The organism is Pseudomonas sp. FG36, from assembly GCF_057809275.1.
Genome location: NZ_JBMDJQ010000036.1, coordinates 26320 through 47389, shown reverse-complemented (window position 1 = coordinate 47389; position 21070 = coordinate 26320). Strand labels below are relative to the sequence as shown.

The following is a 21070-nucleotide window of genomic DNA, read 5'->3' as shown; positions in this document are numbered from 1 at the left end:
TGGAGTAGGAAAATGGCCAAGAAGAGCATGAAAAACCGCGAGCTGAAGCGTCAGCTCACGGTAGCCAAGTACGCCAAAAAGCGTGCCGAGCTGAAAGCGACCATCGTCAACCTGAACGCCTCTCCTGAAGAGCGTTTCGCTGCCGTTGTCGCCCTGCAGAAGCAACCACGTGACGCCAGCGCTTCGCGCATGCGTAACCGTTGCCGCATCACCGGTCGTCCGCACGGCGTGTATCGCAAGTTCGGCCTCGGCCGTAACAAGCTGCGCGAAGCCGCCATGCGTGGTGACGTGCCAGGTCTGGTCAAGGCCAGCTGGTAATCCCGGTTGGCGTGACCACCGGTGGAAGGGGAGTGATCTTCCGACCGCCGGTGACCTCGCATTGAAACAAGCCCCTATATGGGGCTTGTTTCGTTTCTGCCTTGTGTCTAGAATGACCGGCTCACCTGAGCCCGGGTTTTTTGCCCTGCCTGCTCGGGTGGTTGTGATAGCCGCAAGGCTAATAATTCTTGTATCAGGAGCATCTAGCCCATGAGTATGCAGGACCCGTTAGCGGACATGCTAACTCGCATCCGTAATGCCCAGATGGCTGAAAAGTCTGTCGTAAGCATGCCTTCTTCTACCCTGAAGGTCGCGGTTGCCAAAGTACTGAAAGACGAAGGTTACATCGCTGGCTACGAAGTCAACGGCGAAGCCAAGCCTTCCCTGTCGATCGAACTCAAGTACTTCGAAGGCCGTCCGGTCATCGAGGAACTGAAGCGTACCAGCCGTCCTGGCCTGCGCCAGTACAAGGCCGTCTCTGAGCTGCCGAAAGTACGTGGCGGCCTGGGCGTGTCTATCGTCTCCACCAACAAAGGTGTGATGACTGACCGCGCTGCGCGCGCTGCCGGTGTCGGCGGCGAAGTTCTGTGCACAGTGTTCTAAGGGGAGATAGGCATGTCTCGCGTCGCTAAGAACCCCGTTAAGCTGCCAGCAGGCGTCGAAGTCAAATTCGCCGGTCAGCAGCTTTCGGTAAAGGGTGCCAAGGGCACTCTCGAACTGAACGTTCACTCGTCTGTTGAAGTTACCGAAGAAGCTGGTGAGCTGCGTTTCGTCGCTCGCAACGGTGACCAGCAAGCTCGCGCCATGGCCGGTACCACCCGCGCCCTGGTGAACAACATGGTCCACGGCGTAAGCCAAGGCTTCGAGCGCAAGCTCCAGCTGGTCGGTGTTGGTTACAAAGCTCAGGCCAAAGGCACCGTCCTGAACCTGGCTCTGGGCTTCTCGCACCCAGTGGATTACGAACTGCCAGCCGGTATCACCGCTGAAACCCCAAGCCAGACCGACATCCTGATCAAGGGTATCGACAAGCAGCTGGTGGGTCAGGTGGCCGCTGAAGTCCGCGGTTTCCGTCCGCCAGAGCCTTACAAGGGCAAGGGTGTGCGTTACGCGGACGAAGTAGTCCGTCGTAAAGAAGCCAAGAAGAAGTAGGGCCTAGCAAATGACCGACAAAAAAGTTATTCGACTGCGTCGCGCTCGCAAAGCACGCCTGAAAATGCACGAGCTCGAAGCCGTGCGTCTGTGCGTGTTCCGCTCCTCGCAGCACATCTATGCCCAGGTCATTTCGGCCGACGGCAGCAAGGTTCTGGCAAGCGCCTCGACCTTGGACAAAGAACTGCGTGATGGCGCCACTGGCAACATCGACGCGGCCACTAAGGTTGGCAAGCTGGTAGCTGAGCGCGCGAAAGCCGCCGGTGTATCTCAAGTTGCCTTTGACCGTTCCGGCTTCAAGTACCATGGCCGCGTCAAGGCGCTGGCTGATGCTGCTCGTGAAGGCGGGCTGGAGTTCTAAGTTATGGCAAATAACGATCAAAAGCGCGACGAAGGCTACATCGAGAAGCTGGTTCAAGTTAACCGCGTAGCCAAAACCGTTAAAGGCGGCCGTATCTTCACCTTCACCGCGCTGACCGTGGTAGGTGATGGCAAGGGTCGTGTTGGCTTTGGCCGTGGCAAGTCGCGCGAAGTACCTGCCGCGATCCAGAAAGCCATGGAAGCTGCTCGTCGCAACATGATTCAGGTTGACCTGAAGGGCACCACCCTGCAGTACGCCACCAAGGCCGCCCACGGCGCCTCGAAGGTCTACATGCAGCCTGCCTCGGAAGGTACCGGTATCATCGCCGGCGGCGCAATGCGTGCCGTCCTGGAAGTTGCTGGTGTTCAGAACGTCCTGGCCAAGTGCTACGGTTCGACCAACCCGGTGAACGTGGTTCACGCCACCTTCAAGGGTCTGAAAGCCATGCAATCCCCTGAGTCCATTGCTGCCAAGCGCGGCAAGACTGTTGAGGAGATCCGCTGATCATGGCAACCGTCAAAGTTACGCTGATCAAGAGCGTCTCGGGCCGTATCCCTAACCACAAGCTGTGCGTGAAGGGTCTGGGTCTGCGTCGTATCGGTCACACTGTAGAAGTCCAGGATACTCCCGAGAACCGCGGGATGATCAACAAGGCTTACTACATGCTGAAGGTCGAGGGTTAATCGATGAAACTCAATGATCTGAGTCCAGCGCCGGGTTCCCGTCGCGAGAAGCACCGTCCGGGCCGTGGTATCGGTAGCGGTCTGGGCAAGACTGGTGGCCGTGGTCACAAAGGTCAGACTTCCCGTTCCGGTGGCTCCATTGCTCCAGGCTTCGAAGGCGGTCAACAGCCGCTGCACCGTCGCCTGCCGAAGTTCGGCTTCGTTTCCCTGAAAGCCATGGACCGCGCAGAAGTGCGTCTGTCCGAGCTGGCCAAGGTGGAAGGCGATCTGATCACCGTTCAGTCCCTGAAGGACGCCAACGTGATCGGCCAGCACGTACAGCGTGTGAAAATCATGCTGTCGGGCGAAGTCACTCGCGCAGTCACCCTCAAGGGTATCGCCGTCACCAAAGGTGCACGTGCGGCTATCGAAGCAGCTGGCGGCAAGTTCGAGGAATAAATGGCTAAGCAAGGTGCTCTCTCTTCGCTCGGTAAGGGCGGGATGTCGGAACTCTGGGCTCGTCTGCGTTTTCTGTTCATGGCGATCATCGTCTATCGGATTGGCGCGCACATCCCGGTACCAGGCATTAACCCGGACCGTCTCGCGGATCTGTTCCGGCAGAATGAGGGGACCATTCTTAGCTTGTTCAACATGTTTTCCGGCGGCGCGCTGGAGCGCATGAGCATCTTTGCACTGGGGATCATGCCGTACATCTCGGCATCGATCATCATGCAGCTCATGACCGCTGTCAGCCCGCAGCTGGAGCAGTTGAAGAAGGAAGGTGAAGCTGGCCGTCGCAAGATCAGCCAGTACACCCGCTACGGCACCGTTATCCTGGCGCTGGTTCAAGCCATTGGCATGTCCATTGGCCTGGCCAACCAGGGCGTGGCGTTTTCTGTTGGCCTCGGCTTCCATGTCGTCGCTGTCTCCACCTTCGTGGCGGGCGCGATGTTCATGATGTGGCTGGGCGAGCAGATCACCGAGCGCGGTGTGGGCAACGGTATCTCGATGTTGATTTTCGCAGGTATCGTTGCCGGTCTTCCGAGAGCAATCGGGCAGTCTTTCGAGTCTGCACGCACAGGCGATATCAACATCTTCGCCCTGGTCGCAATCGGTTTGCTGGCAGTAGCGATTATCGGCTTCGTGGTGTTCATCGAGCGTGGTCAGCGTCGTATCGCCGTTCACTACGCCAAGCGTCAGCAGGGCCGCAAGGTCTTCGCTGCGCAGACCAGCCACCTGCCGCTGAAAGTGAACATGGCGGGCGTAATCCCGGCCATTTTCGCGAGCAGCATCTTGCTGTTCCCGGCTTCGCTGGGTGCCTGGTTCGGTCAGTCTGAAGGTATGGGCTGGCTGCAGGACATCTCGCAGTCGATCGCTCCTGGTCAGCCGTTGAACATTCTGCTGTTTAGTGCAGGGATCATTTTCTTCTGCTTCTTCTACACAGCGTTGATGTTCAACCCGAAAGACGTAGCGGAAAACCTGAAGAAGTCCGGTGCCTTTATTCCGGGCATCCGTCCTGGTGAGCAGTCGGCGCGCTACATTGATGGCGTTCTGACCCGTTTGACCATGTTCGGTGCTCTTTACATGATGGCCGTGTGCCTTCTGCCCCAGTTCCTGGTGGTAGCAGCAAACGTGCCGTTCTACCTTGGCGGGACCTCGTTGCTGATTGTGGTAGTGGTTGTGATGGACTTCATGTCCCAAGTACAATCGCACCTCGTTTCGCACCAGTACGAATCCCTGATGAAGAAAGCCAACCTGAAAGGCTACGGCGGCAGCGGTCTGCTGCGCTGATTTAGCCCCTTAAGGTTCGAGGAGTCGGTAATGAAAGTTCGTGCATCGGTGAAAAAGCTGTGCCGCAACTGCAAGATCATTCGTCGCGAAGGTATCGTGCGCGTGATCTGCAGCGCGGAACCGCGTCACAAGCAGCGCCAAGGCTGAGTGTGATCCGCGCTTCAAACCCAGCAGCTAGTGTGCTGCTGGGTTGATTATTCGTTTCTACAGCGATATTATCTCGCGCCCTATTTCTTGGCTTCCGGGGCGTAGGTAGCTGTCAATTGGAGTCCCACTGAATGGCCCGTATTGCAGGCGTCAACATTCCAGATAACAAGCATACTGTTATCTCGCTGACCTACATCTATGGTGTCGGTCGCACAACTGCACAGAAAATCTGTGCGGATGCTGGTGTAAACCCAGCCGCTAAGATCAAGGATCTGAGCGACGAGCAAATCGAAACCCTGCGTGGCGAAGTCGCGAAGTTCACCACCGAAGGTGACCTGCGCCGTGACATCAACATGAAGATCAAGCGCTTGATGGACCTGGGTTGCTACCGCGGCCTGCGTCATCGTAAAGGTCTGCCGGTTCGCGGTCAGCGCACCAAGACCAACGCACGCACCCGTAAGGGCCCGCGTAAGCCGATCCGCAAGTAATCGCCCAGGAATATAGACATGGCAAAACCTGCTGCTCGTCCTCGTAAAAAAATCAAAAAGACAGTGGTTGATGGCATCGCCCACATCCATGCGTCTTTCAACAACACCATCGTGACCATCACCGACCGTCAGGGCAACGCACTGTCCTGGGCTACTTCCGGTGGTTCGGGTTTCCGTGGTTCGCGCAAATCCACCCCGTTCGCAGCACAGATCGCTGCTGAGCGTGCTGGTCAAGCTGCGCTGGAATACGGTCTGAAGAACCTCGACGTGAACGTCAAGGGTCCAGGTCCAGGTCGTGAGTCCGCCGTTCGTGCACTGAACAGCTGCGGCTACAAGATCGCCAGCATCACCGACGTGACGCCAATCCCGCATAACGGGTGCCGTCCGCCGAAGAAGCGTCGCGTGTAATCAGGAGACAGATAAATGGCACGTTACATTGGTCCAAAATGCAAACTGTCTCGCCGTGAAGGCACTGACCTGTTCCTGAAGAGCGGCGTTCGCGCTCTGGAATCGAAGTGCAACATCGAAGCAGCCCCAGGTATCCACGGCCAGCGCCGTGGCCGTCAGTCCGACTACGGTACCCAGCTGCGCGAGAAACAAAAAGTCCGTCGTATCTACGGTGTTCTGGAGCGTCAGTTCCGCGGTTACTACCAAGCTGCTGCCTCGAAAAAAGGCGCAACCGGTGAGAACCTGCTGCAACTGCTCGAGTGCCGTCTGGATAACGTCGTTTACCGTATGGGCTTCGGCTCGACTCGTTCCGAGTCCCGTCAGCTGGTTTCGCACAAAGCGATCAGCGTCAACGGTAAAACCGTAAACATTCCATCCTACCAAGTTCGTCCGGGTGACGTGGTCGCCGTTCGCGAGAAATCGCTGAACCAGCTGCGCATTGTTCAAGCCCTTGAACTGTGCGCCCAGCGTGGCCGCGTTGAGTGGGTAGACGTAGATTCCGCTAAGAAGTCGGGCGTTTTCAAGAACGTTCCTGCTCGCGGCGACCTGTCTGCCGACATCAACGAAAACCTGATTGTCGAGCTCTACTCCAAGTAAGGGCTAGAAAATAGGTGCATCCATGCAGATTTCGGTAAATGAGTTTCTGACACCCCGCCACATTGATGTGCAGGTTGTCAGTCCAACCCGCGCCAAGATCACGCTCGAGCCTCTCGAGCGTGGCTTCGGCCATACCCTGGGCAACGCGCTGCGCCGCATCCTGTTGTCCTCCATGCCTGGCTGTGCAGTAGTCGAGGCCGAGATCGATGGCGTACTCCACGAGTACTCCGCGATCGAAGGTGTACAGGAAGACGTCATTGAAATCCTGTTGAACCTGAAAGGCCTGGCTATCAAACTGCACGGTCGTGACGAAGTTACGCTGACCTTGTCGAAAAAGGGTTCGGGGGTGGTTACCGCTGCCGATATTCAGCTGGATCACGATGTCGAGATCGTCAACCCCGATCACGTAATCGCGAACCTGGCGTCCAACGGCGCCCTGAACATGAAGCTCACCGTAGCTCGTGGTCGCGGTTACGAGCCGGCCGACTCCCGTCAGACCGACGAAGACGAAAGCCGCAGCATTGGCCGTCTCCAGCTGGACGCCTCGTTCAGCCCGGTGCGTCGTATCGCCTACGTGGTCGAGAACGCCCGTGTTGAGCAGCGTACCAACCTGGACAAGCTGGTCATCGATCTGGAAACCAACGGTACCCTGGATCCTGAAGAGGCCATCCGTCGTGCCGCGACCATCCTGCAACAGCAGCTGGCCGCGTTCGTCGACCTCAAAGGTGACAGCGAGCCGGTTGTGGTCGAGCAGGAAGACGAGATCGATCCGATCCTGCTGCGCCCGGTTGACGACCTGGAACTGACCGTACGTTCGGCCAACTGCCTCAAGGCGGAGAACATCTACTACATCGGCGACCTGATTCAGCGTACCGAAGTAGAGCTGTTGAAGACTCCTAACCTGGGCAAGAAGTCCCTGACTGAAATCAAGGACGTCCTGGCCTCCCGTGGTCTGTCTCTCGGCATGCGCCTCGACAACTGGCCGCCTGCAAGCCTTAAGAAAGACGACAAGGCGACTGCCTGATCGTCGTAATCACCGAACGTTGTGTTTGGTAAGGAATGAATCATGCGTCATCGTAAAAGTGGACGTCACCTGAGCCGTACCAGCTCTCACCGCAAAGCTATGTTCCAGAACATGGCTGTGTCGCTGATCGAGCACGAGCTGATCAAAACCACCCTGCCGAAAGCCAAGGAACTGCGCCGCGTTGCCGAGCCGCTGATCACCCTGGCCAAGGAAGACAGCGTTGCCAACCGTCGTCTGGCCTTCGACCGTACCCGTTCGAAGTCCGCCGTTGGCAAACTGTTCAACGACCTGGGCAAGCGCTACGCCACCCGTCAGGGCGGCTACCTGCGTATCCTGAAGTGCGGTTTCCGCGCTGGCGACAACGCGCCTATGGCGTACGTCGAGCTGGTTGATCGTCCGGTCGGTGGTGCTGTAGAAGCTGCCGAGTAAGACGTTCTGTCTGCTACAAGAAACCGGGCCTAGGCCCGGTTTTTTGTTGTCTGGTGAATTGTTATTTTCTATTGATGTAAGTCATCTAATGAATTTGTTCTTGTAACTTCGCTCGACAATACTCTCCTCAAGCCGATTAGCCGGCAATTCAAGACCGATCAGGAGAGCCCATGAGCAAGATTCTCACTACCGCCAGCGGTGCACCCGTAGCCGACAACCAGAACTCCCGTTCCGCAGGCCCCCGTGGCCCACTGCTGCTCGACGACTTCCACCTGCTCGAGAAGCTTGCCCACTTCAACCGCGAGAACATCCCGGAGCGTCGCGTGCACGCCAAGGGCTCCGGCGCCTACGGTACCTTCACCGTCACTCGTGATATCACCGAGCTCACCAGTGCCAGGCTGTTCGAGGCTATCGGCAAGCAGACCGAGACGTTCCTGCGATTCTCCACCGTGGGTGGTGAGCGCGGCTCCGCGGACACCGAGCGAGACCCACGTGGTTTCGCGGTGAAGTTCTACACCGAGGAAGGTAACTGGGACATCGTCGGCAACAATACCCCGGTGTTTTTCATTCGTGATCCGCTGAAGTTCCCCGACTTCATCCACACCCAGAAGCGCCACCCGCAGACCAACCTGAAGAACGCGCAAATGATGTGGGACTTCTGGTCGCATTCGCCCGAGGCACTGCACCAGGTCACCATCCTGTTCTCCGATCGCGGCATTCCCGATGGCTACCGCCACATGCACGGCTTCGGCAGCCACACCTACAGCCTGATCAACGCCCAGGGCGAGCGGAGCTGGGTCAAATGGCACTTCAAGACCCAGCAAGGCATCAAGAACCTGGCGCCGGCCGATGCCGCCCGCCTGGCCGGGAGCGACCCGGACTACGCCCAGCGTGACCTGTTCGAAGCAATCGAGCGCGGCGATTTCCCGCGTTGGACCGTGTGCATCCAGGTGATGAGCGAGGCCGAGGCGGCCAGCCGCGACGAAAACCCGTTCGATGTGACCAAGACCTGGTCGCAGAAGGACTACCCGTTGATCGAAGTCGGTGTGCTGGAGCTCAACCGCAACCCGCTCAACTACTTCGCCGAAGTCGAGCAGGCGGCGTTCGGGCCCAGCAACATGGTCCCCGGGGTTGGCCTGTCGCCAGATCGCATGCTGCAGGGCCGTGTGTTCGCCTATGCCGATGCGCATCGCTACCGCGTAGGCACCAACCACCAGCAACTGCCGGTCAATGCGCCGCGCAGCCCGGTGAACAGCTATCAGCGCGACGGCTCCATGGCCGTCGGCGCATACGGCGGCGCTCCTAACTACGAGCCCAACAGCCATGCAAGCGCGCCGAAGCAATCGCCGCGGCATGCCGAGCCCGCACTGGCCCTGAACGGCTCGGCGGATCGTTACGATCACCGTGAGGACAACGATTACTACAGCCATGCCGGGGCGTTGTTCCGCCTGATGAGCGATGAGCAGCAGGCGCTGTTGATCAACAATATCGCCGGGACCATGGCCGGTGTCAGCGACGATGTCATTCAGCGTCAGCTGCAGTACTTCTTCAAGGCTGATCCGGCCTATGGAGAAGGGATCGCCAAGGCATTGGGTGTGAATCTCGGCTAAGTCGAAGTGATAAGAAGAACCGCCCTCATTTGGGCGGTTTTTCAATGAATATCACTACTGTTTAGCCGATTTTTTGCTTCTAATTGCGCGTTTTTCAGTGACCGCGAGCAAAACCTGGTTCACACTAGGCTCTATTGACGTATTCACACGGAGAAGCAGGGCGATGCAAGGTCACCCGGACGTAATCAACTATCTCGTCACGTTGCTGAAGGGCGAACTGGCAGCACGCGATCAGTACTTCATCCACTCGCGCATGTACGAAGACTGGGGCCTGACCAAGCTCTACGAGCGTATCAACCATGAGATGGAAGAAGAGACGCAGCACGCCGATGCCCTGATGCGCCGTATCCTCATGCTCGAAGGCACGCCGGACATGCGCGCCGACGACCTGGAAGTGGGCAGCACCGTACCGGAGATGATCGAGGCCGATCTCAAGCTCGAGTACAAGGTACGTGGCGCGCTGTGCAAGGGCATCGAGCTGTGCGAACTGCACAAGGACTACATCAGCCGTGACATCCTGCGCGCGCAGCTGGCCGACACCGAAGAAGATCACACCTACTGGCTGGAGAAGCAGCAGGGGCTGATCAAGGCCATCGGCCTGGAGAACTACCTGCAGTCGCAGATGTAAGTTATCCACAGCCCTACGAAAAAGCCCCTGGCACCGACGGTACCAGGGGCTTTTTCATGTCAGCGACTCCACTCAGGCCCGGTCACGTTCCAGCAGTGGCTTGAGGTAGTGGCCGGTGTACGACTGCTTCATCTTGCTGAGCTCCTCTGGGGTGCCACAGGCAATGATCTGGCCGCCCTTGGACCCGCCTTCCGGCCCCAGGTCCACCAGCCAGTCGGCGGTCTTGATCACATCCAGATTGTGCTCGATCACCACCACGGTGTTGCCGTGGTCACGCAGGCGGTGCAGTACATCCAGCAGTTGCTGGATATCGGCGAAGTGCAAGCCAGTGGTCGGCTCGTCGAGGATGTACAGGGTCTTGCCGGTGTCGCGCTTGGACAGCTCGCGGGACAGCTTGACCCGCTGCGCTTCGCCGCCCGACAGCGTGGTCGCCGATTGCCCCAGCTTGATGTACGACAGGCCCACATCCATCAGGGTCTGCAGCTTGCGCGCCAGGGCAGGCACTGCGTCGAAGAACTCGCGGGCATCCTCGATGGTCATTTCCAGCACCTCGTGGATGTTCTTGCCCTTGTACTTGATCTCCAGGGTCTCGCGGTTGTAACGCTTGCTCTTGCATACGTCGCACGGCACGTAGATGTCCGGCAGGAAGTGCATCTCCACCTTGATCAGGCCGTCGCCCTGGCAGGCCTCGCAGCGCCCACCCTTGACGTTGAACGAGAAACGCCCCGGGCCGTATCCGCGTGAGCGCGATTCCGGCACGCCGGCGAACAGCTCGCGGATCGGCGTGAAGATGCCGGTGTAGGTAGCCGGGTTCGACCGTGGCGTACGGCCGATCGGGCTCTGGTCGATATCGACCACCTTGTCCAGGTGCTGCAGGCCATCGACGCTGGCGTGCGGCGCCGCTTCCAGGCTGCTGGCCCCGTTGAGCGCAGTGGCGGCCAGGGGGAACAGGGTGTTGTTGATCAGCGTCGACTTGCCCGAGCCGGACACACCGGTCACGCAGGTCAGCAGGCCGATCGGCACTTCCAGGTCGACGTTCTGCAGGTTGTTGCCGCGCGCGCCCTTGAGCTTGAGCGACAGCTTCTTGTTGCGCGGGGTGCGCTTGGCCGGCACGACGATCTTCTTGCGCCCGGACAGGTATTTGCCGGTCAGCGAGTCGGGATGCGCCATCACCTCCTCGGGCGAGCCCTCGGCGACGATCTGCCCGCCATGCACGCCAGCGCCCGGGCCGATGTCCACCACGTAGTCGGCCAGGCGAATGGCGTCCTCGTCGTGCTCGACCACGATCACCGTGTTGCCGAGGTCGCGCAGGTGGTTGAGCGTCGCCAGCAAGCGGTCGTTATCGCGCTGGTGCAGGCCGATCGAGGGCTCGTCGAGGATGTACATCACGCCCACCAGGCCTGCACCGATCTGGCTGGCCAGGCGGATGCGCTGGGCCTCGCCGCCAGACAGGGTATCGGCGCTGCGGTCGAGGGTCAGGTAGTCGAGGCCTACGTTGACCAGGAACTGCAGGCGCTCGCAGATCTCCTTGAGGATCTTCGCCGCGATCTCGCCACGCCGACCGGTGAGGCTCAGCGCGCCGAAGTAATTGCTGGCTTCGCCGATCGGCAGGTTGGTCACTGCCGGCAGGGTCTTCTCGCCCACCCAGACATGGCGCGCTTCGCGGCGCAGGCGGGTGCCGCGGCAATCAGGGCAGGGCTGGGTGCCGAGGAACTTGGCCAGCTCTTCACGCACGGTGGCCGACTCGGTCTCGCGATAGCGACGCTCAAGGTTCGGCACGATGCCTTCGAACGGGTGCGAGCGCTTGACGATGTCGCCACGGTCGTTGAGGTACTTGAAGTCGACACTCTGCTTTCCGCTGCCTTGCAGGATGACCTTCTGGTGCTCGGCGGACAGCTCGCCGAACGGTTCCTCCAGGCTGAAGCCGTAATGCGCGGCCAGCGAGCCGAGCATCTGGAAGTAATAGACGTTGCGCCGGTCCCAGCCGCGAATCGCGCCTTCGGCCAAGGTCAGCTCGGCGTTGACCAGGCGCTTGGTGTCGAAGAACTGCTTCACCCCCAGGCCGTCGCAGGTCGGGCAGGCGCCAGCCGGATTGTTGAAGGAAAACAGCTTCGGCTCCAGCTCGCTGATCGCGTGGCCGCACACCGGGCAGGCGAAGCGCGCCGAGAAGATCACTTCTTCGCCTTCCTCGTCGTCCATCGGCGCCACCAGGGCGATGCCGTCGGCCAGCTTGAGCGCGGTCTCGAAGGACTCGGCCAGGCGCTGCTGCAGGTCGGCGCGGACCTTGAAGCGGTCTACCACCACATCAATGCTGTGTTTCTTCTGTTTGTCGAGCTTGGGCAACTCGTCGAGTTCGTACAGCTTGCCGTTGACCCGGGCGCGTACGAAGCCCTGGGCGCGCAGCTCGTCGAACACCGCCAGGTGCTCACCCTTGCGCTCGCGGATCACCGGCGCCAACAGCATCAGCTTGCTGCCTTCGGGCTTTTCCAGCACCAGGTCGACCATCTGGCTGATCGTTTGCGCCTCAAGCGGGATGTCATGGTCCGGGCAGCGTGGGGTGCCGACGCGGGCATAGAGCAGGCGCAGGTAGTCGTAGATCTCGGTGATGGTGCCGACGGTCGAGCGCGGGTTGTGCGAGGTCGACTTCTGCTCGATGGAGATGGCCGGCGACAATCCTTCGATGGTGTCGACGTCGGGTTTCTCCATCATCGACAGGAACTGCCGGGCATAGGCCGACAGCGACTCGACATAGCGGCGCTGGCCTTCGGCGTACAGCGTGTCGAACGCCAGCGAGGACTTGCCGGACCCGGACAGGCCGGTGATCACGATCAGCTTGTCCCGGGGCAGGGTCAGGTCGATGTTCTTCAGGTTGTGGGTACGCGCCCCACGGATCAGGATCTTGTCCACTACGGCCTCGCTCGGCGGGCATAAACAAAGCAGTATACGGCGCGCTGCCAGTACGCGGCAAAGCGTCGCGTATATGCCGTCAAGGCGTCGGACTGATAGAATCGCCGCCGGTTCACACGAGGTTAATCCATGCACGACACCCACAACGAGCGCATGAGTGGCAGCGAAACCCGCGCCGCGAGCGGCCTGGCCCTGGTCTTTGCCTTTCGTATGCTGGGCATGTTCATGGTGCTGCCGGTGCTGGCCACCTACGGCATGGACCTGGCCGGCGCCACACCGGCCCTGATCGGCCTGGCCATCGGCGCCTATGGTCTGACGCAAGCGGTGCTGCAGATTCCGTTCGGGGTGATTTCCGACCGCATCGGTCGCCGGCCGGTGATCTATGTGGGGCTGGTGATCTTCGCCCTGGGCAGTGTGCTGGCGGCCCAGGCCGACTCGATCTGGGGGGTTATCGCCGGACGCATCCTGCAGGGTGCGGGGGCAATTTCCGCGGCGGTCATGGCGCTGTTGTCCGACCTGACCCGCGAACAGCACCGGACCAAGGCCATGGCCATGATCGGCATGAGCATCGGCTTGTCGTTCGCCGTGGCGATGGTGGTCGGCCCGCTGTTGACCCGCGCCTTTGGTTTGTCAGGATTGTTCCTGGCCACTGCAGGACTTGCCTTGGTCGGCATCGCGCTGATCGCCTTCGTCGTGCCCAGCTCGCACAGTGTGCTGAGCCATCGCGAGTCCGGTGTCGCCCGCCAGGCCCTCGGCCCGACCCTGCGCAATCCGGACCTTCTACGCCTGGACATCAGTATTTTCGTGCTGCACGCGATCCTGATGGCCAGCTTCGTGGCGCTGCCCCTGGCCTTCGTCGAGCGAGGCGGGCTGCCCAAGGAGCAGCACTGGTGGGTGTACCTGACCGCGCTGCTGGTTTCATTTTTTGCAATGATCCCCTTCATCATCTACGGGGAAAAGAAGCGCAAGATGAAACGCGTGTTGCTCGGCGCGGTCAGTGTCCTGCTGCTGGTGGAGGTGTTCTTCTGGCAGTGGGCTGACAACTTGCGCGGACTGGTGATCGGCACCGTGGTATTCTTTACTGCATTCAACCTGCTGGAGGCATCCTTGCCTTCGCTGGTCAGCAAGGTGTCGCCTGCCGGCGGCAAGGGCACGGCGATGGGGGTGTACTCCACCAGCCAGTTCCTTGGCGCGGCACTGGGTGGCATCCTCGGTGGCTGGTTGTTCCAGCACGGTGGCTTGAGCATGGTGTTCCTCGGCTGCGCTGGCTTGTGCGCCTTCTGGCTGCTGACGGCGTTGCGCATGAACGAGCCGCCGTACGTGACCAGCCTGCGCATGCCGCTGACGCCGGAAGCGGTCCGGGAAGCCGGGCTGACCGAGCGTCTGATGGCCGTGCCGGGTGTGACCGACGCCGTGGTGGTGGCAGAAGAAGCCGCCATCTATATCAAACTGGATACGAAAATTTTGGACCGTGCGACCCTCGAGCGTCTGGTGAACCCAGCCTCTGCGGCGTGCGAAGCCTAGGAGAACGTTATGGCCCGTGGGGTTAACAAAGTCATTCTGGTCGGTACCTGCGGTCAGGATCCCGAAGTCCGCTACCTGCCCAACGGTAACGCCGTGACCAACCTGAGCCTGGCCACTAGCGAGCAGTGGACCGACAAGCAGTCGGGCCAGAAGGTCGAGCGCACCGAGTGGCACCGTGTCTCGCTGTTCGGCAAGGTCGCCGAAATCGCCGGCGAATACCTGCGCAAGGGTTCGCAGTGCTACATCGAGGGCAAGCTGCAGACCCGCGAGTGGGAAAAGGACGGCATCAAGCGCTACACCACCGAGATCATCGTCGACATCAACGGCACCATGCAGCTGCTCGGCGGTCGTCCGCAGGGCCAGCAGGGCGGTGGCGACCAGTACAACCAGGGTGGTGGCAACAACTACAACCAGGGCGGTCAGCAGCAACAGTACAATCAGGCTCCGCGCCAGCAGGCCCAGCGCCCGCAACAAGCGCCGCAGCGCCCAGCGCCGCAACAGCCGGCTCCACAGCCTGCCGCTGACTTCGACAGCTTCGACGACGATATTCCGTTCTGATCCTTGCCTGTGGGCACCAGGTGCCACAGGTGAACGGAGCTGAGACAAGAAACCCGCTTCAGGCATGAAGCGGGTTTCTTTTTGCCTGTCAGCTTTCTTCGAGCGCCGCCTGGGCAAACTGTGCATCTAGCTCTGGTGTTGCTCCGCTGATGCCTATACCGCCGATATGCCTGCCGTTCGCATCCATGATTGGCAACCCGCCTTCCAGCAAAGTGAAGCCGGGCAGCGAAGCGTAGGGATTGGCTGGCAACCCGGCGCTGCGTTCACCCAGTGAGCGGGATGAAAGTGGAAAGCGTGCAGATGTAGCGGCTTTGAGCTGCGCGACCTGGATGCTGCCGCTGCTGGCGCCGTCCATGCGGTGGAAGTGCTTCAGGTTGCCGTGGTTGTCGACGATGCTGATGACGATGGCGAAGCCCTGGGCACGGGCGGCACGCTCGGCGGCGGCGGCCATGCTTCGCGCTTTCTCGGCGCTGATGGGCGAAATGACAGGGGCGTCAGGCCGGTTGGCTGGAGTCGCCAGTGTGGGCGTTACGTGCATCGGGAGGGCGAGCAAGAGCCCGACCATGAAGTGTTTCGTGTTCATTCATACGTGCCTCGTCCATGTGGATTCAGCAACCTAGCAAGCAAAAGCTGGTTTGCGGTGTAGTCCGTTTCTGATCGCGATGTGGGATTGCATTACCTTTCCATGATCCAGATCACCCCACTTCCCAGATTCTTGACTAGGCTTAACAGTTGGCGGTCTCTGTCCACCGCCACCGTGAAGTCCCTGAGGCGCCGGCCAAGTCCCGTGCGCCCGAGAACCTGATCAGGAGTGCACGATGGACCTCAACCGTCGGCAATTCTTCAAGGTCGCCGCCGTCGGCCTTGGAGGCTCGAGCCTCGCGGCGTTGGGCATGGCCCCGACCCCCGCGTTCGCCGAGCAGGTGCGCCACTTCAAGCTGGCGCACACCAAGGAAACCCGTAACACCTGCCCCTACTGCTCGGTCGGCTGCGGCCTGATCATGTACAGCCAGGGTGACGCGGGCAAGAACGTCAAACAGAACATCATCCATATCGAGGGCGACGCGGACCATCCGGTCAACCGCGGCACCCTATGCCCGAAAGGCGCGGGCCTGCTGGACTTTATCCACAGCCCGAGCCGCCTGCAGTACCCCGAGGTGCGCAAGCCGGGCAGCAACGAGTGGACCCGCATCGAGTGGGACGAAGCCCTCGACCGCATCGCCGACCTGATGAAACAGGACCGTGACGCCAACTTCATCGAGAAGAATGCCCAGGGCCAGACGGTCAACCGCTGGCTCACCACCGGGTTCCTTGCTGCGTCCGCCGCTTCCAGCGAAGCGGGCTACCTGACGCACAAGGTGATCCGTGCAACCGGCATGCTGGGGTTCGATAACCAGGCGCGTGTCTGACACGGCCCGACGGTGGCAAGTCTTGCCCCGACGTATGGCCGTGGCGCGATGACCAATCACTGGTCTGATATCGCCAACGCAAACCTGATCCTGGTGATGGGCGGCAACGCCGCTGAAGCGCACCCGTGCGGCTTCAAGTGGGTGACCGAAGCCAAGGCGCACAACAAGGCGCGGCTGATCGTGGTCGACCCGCGGTTCACCCGTACCGCCTCGGTGGCCGATTACTACGCGCCGATCCGTACCGGCAGCGACATCGCCTTCATGGGCGGGCTGATCAACTACCTGCTGAGCAACGACAAGATCCAGCACGAGTACGTGCGCAACTACACCGATGTGTCGTTCATCGTCAAAGAGAGCTATGGCTTCGAGGACGGGCTGTTCAGCGGCTACGACGCGGCCAAGCGCGTGTATGCCGACAAGTCTGGCTGGGGCTATGAGCTGGGCGAGGACGGTTTTGCCAAGGTCGACCCGACCCTGCAGCACCCGCGTTGCGTGTACCAGCTGATGAAGCAGCACTACAGCCGCTACACGCCAGAGCTGGCGAGCATGACCTGTGGCATGCCCCAGGACCAGATGATGAAAGTCTGGGAAGAGATCGCCACCTGCTCGGTGCCGGGCAAGACCATGACGATCCTCTATGCCCTGGGCTGGACCCAGCACTCGATCGGTGCGCAGATCATCCGCAGCGCGGCGATGGTGCAGTTGCTGCTGGGCAACGTCGGCATGCCCGGTGGCGGGGTCAACGCCCTGCGCGGGCACTCCAACATCCAGGGCCTGACCGACCTGGGCCTGCTGTCGAACTCGCTGCCGGGTTACCTCACGCTGGCCGGCGACGCCGAGCAGGACTACGCCACCTACATCGACAAGCGCGCCTCCAAGCCGTTGCGTCCGGGGCAGCTGTCGTACTGGCAGAACTACGGCAAGTTCCATGTCAGCCTGATGAAGGCCTGGTACGGCGCCAACGCCACGGCGGAGAACAACTGGGGCTATGACTGGCTGCCCAAGCTCGACGTGCCGGCCTACGACGTGCTGCGCATGTTCGAGATGATGGGCCAGGGCAAGGTCAACGGCTACATGTGCCAGGGCTTCAACCCGATCGCCGCGTTGCCGGACAAGAACCGCGTCACCGCCGCGCTGGCCAAGCTCAAGTGGCTGGTGATCATGGACCCGCTGGCCACCGAAACCTCCGAGTTCTGGCGCAACGCCGGCCCGTTCAATGATGTCGACACGGCCAACATCCAGACCGAGGTGATCCGCCTGCCCACCACCTGCTTCGCCGAAGAGGACGGTTCGCTGGTCAACAGCAGCCGCTGGCTGCAGTGGCACTGGAAGGGCGCCGATGGGCCGGGCCAGACCCGTACCGACGTGCACATCATGAGCGAGCTGTTCCTGCGCCTGCGCAAGCGCTACCAGGCCGAGGGCGGCGCCTATCCGGACCCGCTGCTCAACATCAGCTGGCCGTACAAGGTCCCTGAGGAGCCTTCGCCGGAAGAACTGGCCAAGGAGATGAACGGCTGGGCGGTCAGTGATCTCACCGACGCCACCGGCGCCACGCTCAAGGCCGGGCAACAGCTCGCCGGCTTCGCCCAGATGAAGGACGACGGTAGCACCGCGTCGGGCTGCTGGATCTTCGCCGGCAGCTGGACCGAGCAGGGCAACCAGATGGCCCGTCGCGACAATAGCGACCCCTATGGCATGCACCAGGTGCAGAACTGGGCCTGGGCCTGGCCGGCCAACCGCCGCATCCTCTACAACCGCGCCTCCAGCGATCCGCAAGGCAAGCCGTGGGACCCGGAGAAGAAGCGGCTGGTGTGGTGGAACGGCAAGGCCTGGACCGGCACCGACGTGCCCGACTTCAAGGTCGACTCGCCGCCGGAAGCGGGGATGAACCCGTTCATCATGAACCCCGAGGGCGTGGCGCGCTTCTTCGCCATCGACAAGATGGCCGAGGGGCCGTTCCCCGAGCACTACGAGCCATTCGAGACGCCGATTGGCATCAACCCGCTGCACCCGCAGAACAAGAAGGCCACCAGCAACCCGGCCGGGCGGATCTTCGATTCGGTGTGGGACACCTTGGGCACCCACGACGAGTTCCCCCATGCGGCGACCACCTACCGGCTGACCGAGCACTTCCACTTCTGGAGCAAGCATTGCCGGCTCAACGCCATCGCCCAGCCCGAGCAGTTCGTCGAGATCGGCGAGGTGCTGGCGAACGAGAAGGGCATCAAGGCCGGTGACCGGGTGCGGGTGTCGAGCAAGCGCGGGCATATCGACGCGGTGGCCGTGGTGACCAAGCGGATCCGCCCGCTGCAGGTCAACAACCAGACCGTGCACCAGATCGGCATCCCGTTGCACTGGGGGTTCACCGGCGCCACGCGGCACGGTTACCTGACCAACACCCTGGTGCCGTTCCTCGGTGATGGCAATACGCAGACGCCGGAGTCCAAGTCGTTCCTCGTCAAAGTGGAGAAACTCTGATGGCCAGCCAAGACATCATTGCCCGCTCGGCCACCACCACCGTGCCGCCTTCGGTACGCCAGCAGCAGGAAGTCGCCAAGCTGATCGACACCACCAAGTGCATCGGCTGCAAGGCCTGCCAGGTGGCGTGCTCGGAGTGGAACGAACTGCGTGACGAGGTCGGCCACAACCATGGCACCTACGACAACCCTCAGGACCTCAGTGCCGAAACCTGGACCTTGATGCGCTTCACCGAGCACGAGCGCGACGACGGCAACCTGGAGTGGCTTATCCGCAAGGACGGCTGCATGCACTGTGCCGATCCGGGATGTCTGAAAGCGTGCCCGAGCCCGGGGGCGATCATCAAGCATGCCAACGGTATCGTCGACTTCAACCAGGACCACTGCATCGGTTGCGGCTACTGCATCACCGGCTGCCCGTTCAACATCCCGCGCATTTCGCAGAAGGATCACAAGGCGTACAAGTGCACCCTGTGTTCCGACCGCGTGAGCGTGGGCCTGGAGCCGGCCTGCGTGAAGACCTGCCCGACCGGGGCAATCGTCTTCGGCAGCAAGGAGGAGATGAAGGTGCACGCCGACGAGCGCATCGTCGATCTGAAGTCGCGGGGCTACGACAACGCCGGGTTGTACGACCCGGACGGTGTCGGCGGCACCCACGTGATGTACGTGCTGCACCATGCCGACACGCCGCGGATCTACGCCGGCCTGCCGGACCAACCGGTGATCAGCCCGCTGGTCGGGCTGTGGAAGGGCTTCAGCAAGCCGCTGGCGCTGCTGGCCATGGGCGCGGCGGTGCTGGCCGGGTTCTTCCACTACGTGCGTGTCGGCCCGCAGCGGGTCGAGGAAGACGAGCATCCGGCACCTGTGGATAACGATGTCCACCAGGTGGACCCGGCGGTGCATGTCTATGATCCGAACCGCCCGGGCGGGCAGGGGGAGCAGCGGCCATGAACGACAACAAGCCTATCCTGCGCTACAACGCCAACGAGCGGAGCAACCACTGGATCGTCGCGATCCTGTTCGTGCTGGCCGGCCTGTCGGGGCTGGCGCTGTTCCACCCGGCGCTGTTCTGGCTCAGCCACCTGTTCGGCGGCGGGCCGTGGACGCGGATCCTCCACCCGTTCATCGGTGTGGCGATGTTCGTGTTCTTCCTTGGCCTGGTGCTGCGCTTCTGGCGCGCCAACTTCATCACCGCCAACGACCGCCTGTGGCTGCGCCGCATCGACCGGGTGATGCTCAACAAGGAAGAGGGCGTGCCGCCGATCGGCAAGTACAACGCCGGGCAGAAGCTGCTGTTCTGGACGCTGCTGGCGTGCATGCTGGTGCTGCTGGTCAGTGGCGTGGTGATCTGGCGCGCGTATTTCAGCCATTGGTTCGGCATCGACGTCATTCGCCTGTCGGCGCTGCTGCATGCCCTGGCGGCGTTCGTGCTGATCCTCAGCATCATCGTGCACATCTACGCCGGGATCTGGATCAAGGGCTCGATCGGCGCCATGCTGCATGGCTGGGTCAGCCGCGCCTGGGCACGCAAGCACCATGAACTGTGGTACCGGGAAGTCACCGGCGATAAGACGCCGCACAGTAGAAAAGAAGGATGAGCGTTTGAGCACGATTCTCGAACCCGGGCAGATCGAAGCGTCGGCGGTAATGCCGCCGTTCCTGCATCTGCCGCCCGCCAACCTGTTCGCGGTGCGGGCCGCGCGCCTGGAGCACCTGGCCGAGGGCAATGCCCTTGGTGAGTATCTGCATCTGGTCGCGCGGCTGTGCCGGATCCAGCAGCAGCTTGTGGATAACCCGCCCGGTGGCTTGCCGGTGGCCGAGGAGCGTCAGCGCCTGTGCATAAGTCATGGCCTGCCACCCCTGGCAGCGGACGGCCTGGTGCGCGAAGGGCAGTGGCTGGTGTGGCTGCAAGCGCTGCTCGATCGCTTCGAACCGGCGCCCGAAGGGCCACTGGCAGTGGCGCTGGGCAGCCTGCGCGAGAGTGGTGACGAGCAGCGCAAGGGCTGGGCCGTCGCGCTGCTCGGTGGCCAGTACGACGCCGTACCGGCGGCCTTGGTGCCCTTCCTGGGCGCGGCGTTGCAGGCCGCCTGGTCGAGCTGGTTGCTGGCGCTGCCAGAGCCTGAGCTCAAGCCCGCTGGCAGCCTGGCCCAGTGCCCGGCCTGCGGCTCGCCGGCCATGGCCGGTGTGGTGCGCAATCGTGGCAAGCACAACGGCCTGCGCTACCTGGCCTGTTCGCTGTGTTCCTGCGAATGGCATGTGGTGCGGGTCAAGTGCGTGTACTGCGAGTCGAGCAAGGACCTGCGCTACACCAGCCTCGAGGATGACCGCCATGCGCCGGGCAAGGCACCGCTGCGCGCCGAGTGCTGTCCAGGGTGCCAGAGCTACCTGAAGCAGAGCTACCTGGAGAACGACGCGGCGGCCGAGCCGTTGGCCGATGACTTGGCGAGCCTGGCGCTGGACATGCGGCTGGACGAGGAGGGCTTCCATCGGCTGGCGCCGAACCTTATGTTGGCGCCGGGTGGTGGGTGAGTGTCTACACTTCGC

The 21070-nt window shown here is 61.6% G+C and carries 24 protein-coding genes; 22 read left to right on the top strand and 2 right to left on the bottom strand.

Annotation, left to right across the window (positions count from 1 at the left end; translation table 11 throughout):
- The first annotated feature begins 12 nt into the window (after positions 1-12).
- The 16 genes from rpsN to bfr all read left to right on the top strand — a co-directional run bounded on the left by rpsN (position 13) and on the right by bfr (position 9651).
- On the top strand, positions 13-318 hold the full coding sequence (gene rpsN / locus ACODS9_RS22240; protein WP_023629181.1) for a 30S ribosomal protein S14: 306 nt from the start codon (positions 13-15) through the stop codon (positions 316-318).
- A gap of 210 nt (positions 319-528) precedes the next feature.
- Positions 529-921 carry a 30S ribosomal protein S8 gene (rpsH, locus tag ACODS9_RS22235; protein ID WP_023629182.1) on the top strand — a complete coding sequence of 131 codons (393 nt, stop codon included), beginning with the start codon at positions 529-531 and terminating at the stop codon, positions 919-921.
- A gap of 12 nt (positions 922-933) precedes the next feature.
- Complete coding sequence (gene rplF, locus ACODS9_RS22230; protein WP_038707244.1) at positions 934-1467, top strand: 50S ribosomal protein L6; 534 nt, start codon at positions 934-936, stop codon at positions 1465-1467.
- A 10-nt stretch (positions 1468-1477) separates the two neighbouring features.
- A complete protein-coding gene (rplR, locus tag ACODS9_RS22225) occupies positions 1478-1828 on the top strand; it encodes a 50S ribosomal protein L18 (protein WP_023629183.1) in 351 nt (116 codons plus the stop codon).
- 3 nt (positions 1829-1831) lie between these two features.
- Complete coding sequence (rpsE, locus tag ACODS9_RS22220) at positions 1832-2332, top strand: 30S ribosomal protein S5 (protein ID WP_046857343.1); 501 nt, start codon at positions 1832-1834, stop codon at positions 2330-2332.
- Between the two features lie 2 nt (positions 2333-2334).
- The gene (gene rpmD / locus ACODS9_RS22215) at positions 2335-2511 is read left to right on the top strand and encodes a 50S ribosomal protein L30 (RefSeq protein ID WP_011531895.1); all 177 of its coding nucleotides are present in this window, start codon (positions 2335-2337) and stop codon (positions 2509-2511) included.
- Between the two features lie 3 nt (positions 2512-2514).
- Complete coding sequence (gene rplO / locus ACODS9_RS22210) at positions 2515-2949, top strand: 50S ribosomal protein L15 (protein ID WP_011531896.1); 435 nt, start codon at positions 2515-2517, stop codon at positions 2947-2949.
- Positions 2950-4281 carry a preprotein translocase subunit SecY gene (gene secY / locus ACODS9_RS22205; RefSeq protein ID WP_003257108.1) on the top strand — a complete coding sequence of 444 codons (1332 nt, stop codon included), beginning with the start codon at positions 2950-2952 and terminating at the stop codon, positions 4279-4281.
- 30 nt (positions 4282-4311) lie between these two features.
- Entirely contained in the window at positions 4312-4428 is a 117-nt protein-coding gene (gene rpmJ, locus ACODS9_RS22200; protein WP_011531897.1) for a 50S ribosomal protein L36, read from the top strand.
- 131 nt (positions 4429-4559) lie between these two features.
- On the top strand, positions 4560-4916 hold the full coding sequence (gene rpsM / locus ACODS9_RS22195) for a 30S ribosomal protein S13 (protein WP_003255457.1): 357 nt from the start codon (positions 4560-4562) through the stop codon (positions 4914-4916).
- 18 nt (positions 4917-4934) lie between these two features.
- On the top strand, positions 4935-5324 hold the full coding sequence (rpsK, locus tag ACODS9_RS22190) for a 30S ribosomal protein S11 (protein ID WP_012270237.1): 390 nt from the start codon (positions 4935-4937) through the stop codon (positions 5322-5324).
- 15 nt (positions 5325-5339) lie between these two features.
- On the top strand, positions 5340-5960 hold the full coding sequence (gene rpsD, locus ACODS9_RS22185) for a 30S ribosomal protein S4 (protein WP_027917844.1): 621 nt from the start codon (positions 5340-5342) through the stop codon (positions 5958-5960).
- Positions 5961-5982: 22 nt separating this feature from the next.
- The gene (locus tag ACODS9_RS22180) at positions 5983-6984 is read left to right on the top strand and encodes a DNA-directed RNA polymerase subunit alpha (protein WP_003255452.1); all 1002 of its coding nucleotides are present in this window, start codon (positions 5983-5985) and stop codon (positions 6982-6984) included.
- A gap of 42 nt (positions 6985-7026) precedes the next feature.
- Positions 7027-7413, top strand: coding sequence for a 50S ribosomal protein L17 (gene rplQ / locus ACODS9_RS22175; RefSeq protein ID WP_003255451.1), 387 nt, complete (start codon positions 7027-7029; stop codon positions 7411-7413).
- A 170-nt stretch (positions 7414-7583) separates the two neighbouring features.
- Positions 7584-9023, top strand: a complete 1440-nt coding sequence (locus tag ACODS9_RS22170) for a catalase (protein WP_401109628.1) — start codon at positions 7584-7586, stop codon at positions 9021-9023.
- 163 nt (positions 9024-9186) lie between these two features.
- Positions 9187-9651 (top strand): bacterioferritin, encoded by a 465-nt coding sequence (bfr, locus tag ACODS9_RS22165; protein WP_016715322.1) that lies wholly within the window; start codon positions 9187-9189, stop codon positions 9649-9651.
- A gap of 72 nt (positions 9652-9723) precedes the next feature.
- Here the strand turns inward: bfr and uvrA are convergent, their stop codons facing one another.
- Positions 9724-12558 carry an excinuclease ABC subunit UvrA gene (gene uvrA, locus ACODS9_RS22160; protein ID WP_046857340.1) on the bottom strand — a complete coding sequence of 945 codons (2835 nt, stop codon included), beginning with the start codon at positions 12556-12558 and terminating at the stop codon, positions 9724-9726.
- Positions 12559-12687: 129 nt separating this feature from the next.
- On the opposite strand from uvrA, the gene ACODS9_RS22155 reads away from it, so the two are divergent.
- Together ACODS9_RS22155 and ACODS9_RS22150 are read left to right on the top strand one after the other, a co-directional pair.
- Positions 12688-14082: an MFS transporter gene (locus ACODS9_RS22155; RefSeq protein ID WP_046857339.1), complete on the top strand. Its 1395-nt coding sequence runs from the start codon at positions 12688-12690 to the stop codon at positions 14080-14082.
- A 9-nt stretch (positions 14083-14091) separates the two neighbouring features.
- Complete coding sequence (locus tag ACODS9_RS22150; protein ID WP_023629920.1) at positions 14092-14640, top strand: single-stranded DNA-binding protein; 549 nt, start codon at positions 14092-14094, stop codon at positions 14638-14640.
- Positions 14641-14728: 88 nt separating this feature from the next.
- On the opposite strand, the gene ACODS9_RS22145 is transcribed toward ACODS9_RS22150, so the two are convergent.
- Positions 14729-15223 carry a GlcG/HbpS family heme-binding protein gene (locus tag ACODS9_RS22145; protein WP_489094754.1) on the bottom strand — a complete coding sequence of 165 codons (495 nt, stop codon included), beginning with the start codon at positions 15221-15223 and terminating at the stop codon, positions 14729-14731.
- 235 nt (positions 15224-15458) lie between these two features.
- On the opposite strand from ACODS9_RS22145, the gene fdnG reads away from it, so the two are divergent.
- Genes fdnG through fdhE form a run of 4 tightly spaced genes read left to right on the top strand, consistent with a single transcriptional unit; the run spans position 15459 to position 21055 of the window.
- On the top strand, positions 15459-18527 hold the full coding sequence (gene fdnG / locus ACODS9_RS22140) for a formate dehydrogenase-N subunit alpha (protein WP_489094753.1): 3069 nt from the start codon (positions 15459-15461) through the stop codon (positions 18525-18527).
- A complete protein-coding gene (fdxH, locus tag ACODS9_RS22135; protein ID WP_038707246.1) occupies positions 18527-19477 on the top strand; it encodes a formate dehydrogenase subunit beta in 951 nt (316 codons plus the stop codon). Before fdnG ends, fdxH begins: the two co-directional genes overlap by 1 nt.
- Positions 19474-20124 carry a formate dehydrogenase subunit gamma gene (locus ACODS9_RS22130; protein WP_046857336.1) on the top strand — a complete coding sequence of 217 codons (651 nt, stop codon included), beginning with the start codon at positions 19474-19476 and terminating at the stop codon, positions 20122-20124. The genes fdxH and ACODS9_RS22130 overlap by 4 nt, the downstream gene beginning before the upstream one ends.
- 4 nt (positions 20125-20128) lie before the next feature.
- The gene (gene fdhE / locus ACODS9_RS22125) at positions 20129-21055 is read left to right on the top strand and encodes a formate dehydrogenase accessory protein FdhE (RefSeq protein ID WP_489094752.1); all 927 of its coding nucleotides are present in this window, start codon (positions 20129-20131) and stop codon (positions 21053-21055) included.
- Positions 21056-21070: the final 15 nt, after the last annotated feature.

Excerpts from the sequence above, each read along its gene's own strand:
- rpsN (WP_023629181.1), top strand. The coding sequence starts at position 13 with ATGGCCAAGAAGAGCATGAAAAACCGCGAGCTGAAGCGTCAGCTCACG.
- rpsH (WP_023629182.1), top strand. The coding sequence starts at position 529 with ATGAGTATGCAGGACCCGTTAGCGGACATGCTAACTCGCATCCGTAAT.
- rplF (WP_038707244.1), top strand. The coding sequence starts at position 934 with ATGTCTCGCGTCGCTAAGAACCCCGTTAAGCTGCCAGCAGGCGTCGAA.
- rplR (WP_023629183.1), top strand. The coding sequence starts at position 1,478 with ATGACCGACAAAAAAGTTATTCGACTGCGTCGCGCTCGCAAAGCACGC.
- rpsE (WP_046857343.1), top strand. The coding sequence starts at position 1,832 with ATGGCAAATAACGATCAAAAGCGCGACGAAGGCTACATCGAGAAGCTG.
- rpmD (WP_011531895.1), top strand. The coding sequence starts at position 2,335 with ATGGCAACCGTCAAAGTTACGCTGATCAAGAGCGTCTCGGGCCGTATC.
- rplO (WP_011531896.1), top strand. The coding sequence starts at position 2,515 with ATGAAACTCAATGATCTGAGTCCAGCGCCGGGTTCCCGTCGCGAGAAG.
- secY (WP_003257108.1), top strand. The coding sequence starts at position 2,950 with ATGGCTAAGCAAGGTGCTCTCTCTTCGCTCGGTAAGGGCGGGATGTCG.
- rpmJ (WP_011531897.1), top strand. The coding sequence starts at position 4,312 with ATGAAAGTTCGTGCATCGGTGAAAAAGCTGTGCCGCAACTGCAAGATC.
- rpsM (WP_003255457.1), top strand. The coding sequence starts at position 4,560 with ATGGCCCGTATTGCAGGCGTCAACATTCCAGATAACAAGCATACTGTT.
- rpsK (WP_012270237.1), top strand. The coding sequence starts at position 4,935 with ATGGCAAAACCTGCTGCTCGTCCTCGTAAAAAAATCAAAAAGACAGTG.
- rpsD (WP_027917844.1), top strand. The coding sequence starts at position 5,340 with ATGGCACGTTACATTGGTCCAAAATGCAAACTGTCTCGCCGTGAAGGC.
- ACODS9_RS22180 (WP_003255452.1), top strand. The coding sequence starts at position 5,983 with ATGCAGATTTCGGTAAATGAGTTTCTGACACCCCGCCACATTGATGTG.
- rplQ (WP_003255451.1), top strand. The coding sequence starts at position 7,027 with ATGCGTCATCGTAAAAGTGGACGTCACCTGAGCCGTACCAGCTCTCAC.
- ACODS9_RS22170 (WP_401109628.1), top strand. The coding sequence starts at position 7,584 with ATGAGCAAGATTCTCACTACCGCCAGCGGTGCACCCGTAGCCGACAAC.
- bfr (WP_016715322.1), top strand. The coding sequence starts at position 9,187 with ATGCAAGGTCACCCGGACGTAATCAACTATCTCGTCACGTTGCTGAAG.
- ACODS9_RS22155 (WP_046857339.1), top strand. The coding sequence starts at position 12,688 with ATGCACGACACCCACAACGAGCGCATGAGTGGCAGCGAAACCCGCGCC.
- ACODS9_RS22150 (WP_023629920.1), top strand. The coding sequence starts at position 14,092 with ATGGCCCGTGGGGTTAACAAAGTCATTCTGGTCGGTACCTGCGGTCAG.
- ACODS9_RS22145 (WP_489094754.1), bottom strand. The coding sequence starts at position 15,223 with ATGAACACGAAACACTTCATGGTCGGGCTCTTGCTCGCCCTCCCGATG.
- fdxH (WP_038707246.1), top strand. The coding sequence starts at position 18,527 with ATGGCCAGCCAAGACATCATTGCCCGCTCGGCCACCACCACCGTGCCG.
- ACODS9_RS22130 (WP_046857336.1), top strand. The coding sequence starts at position 19,474 with ATGAACGACAACAAGCCTATCCTGCGCTACAACGCCAACGAGCGGAGC.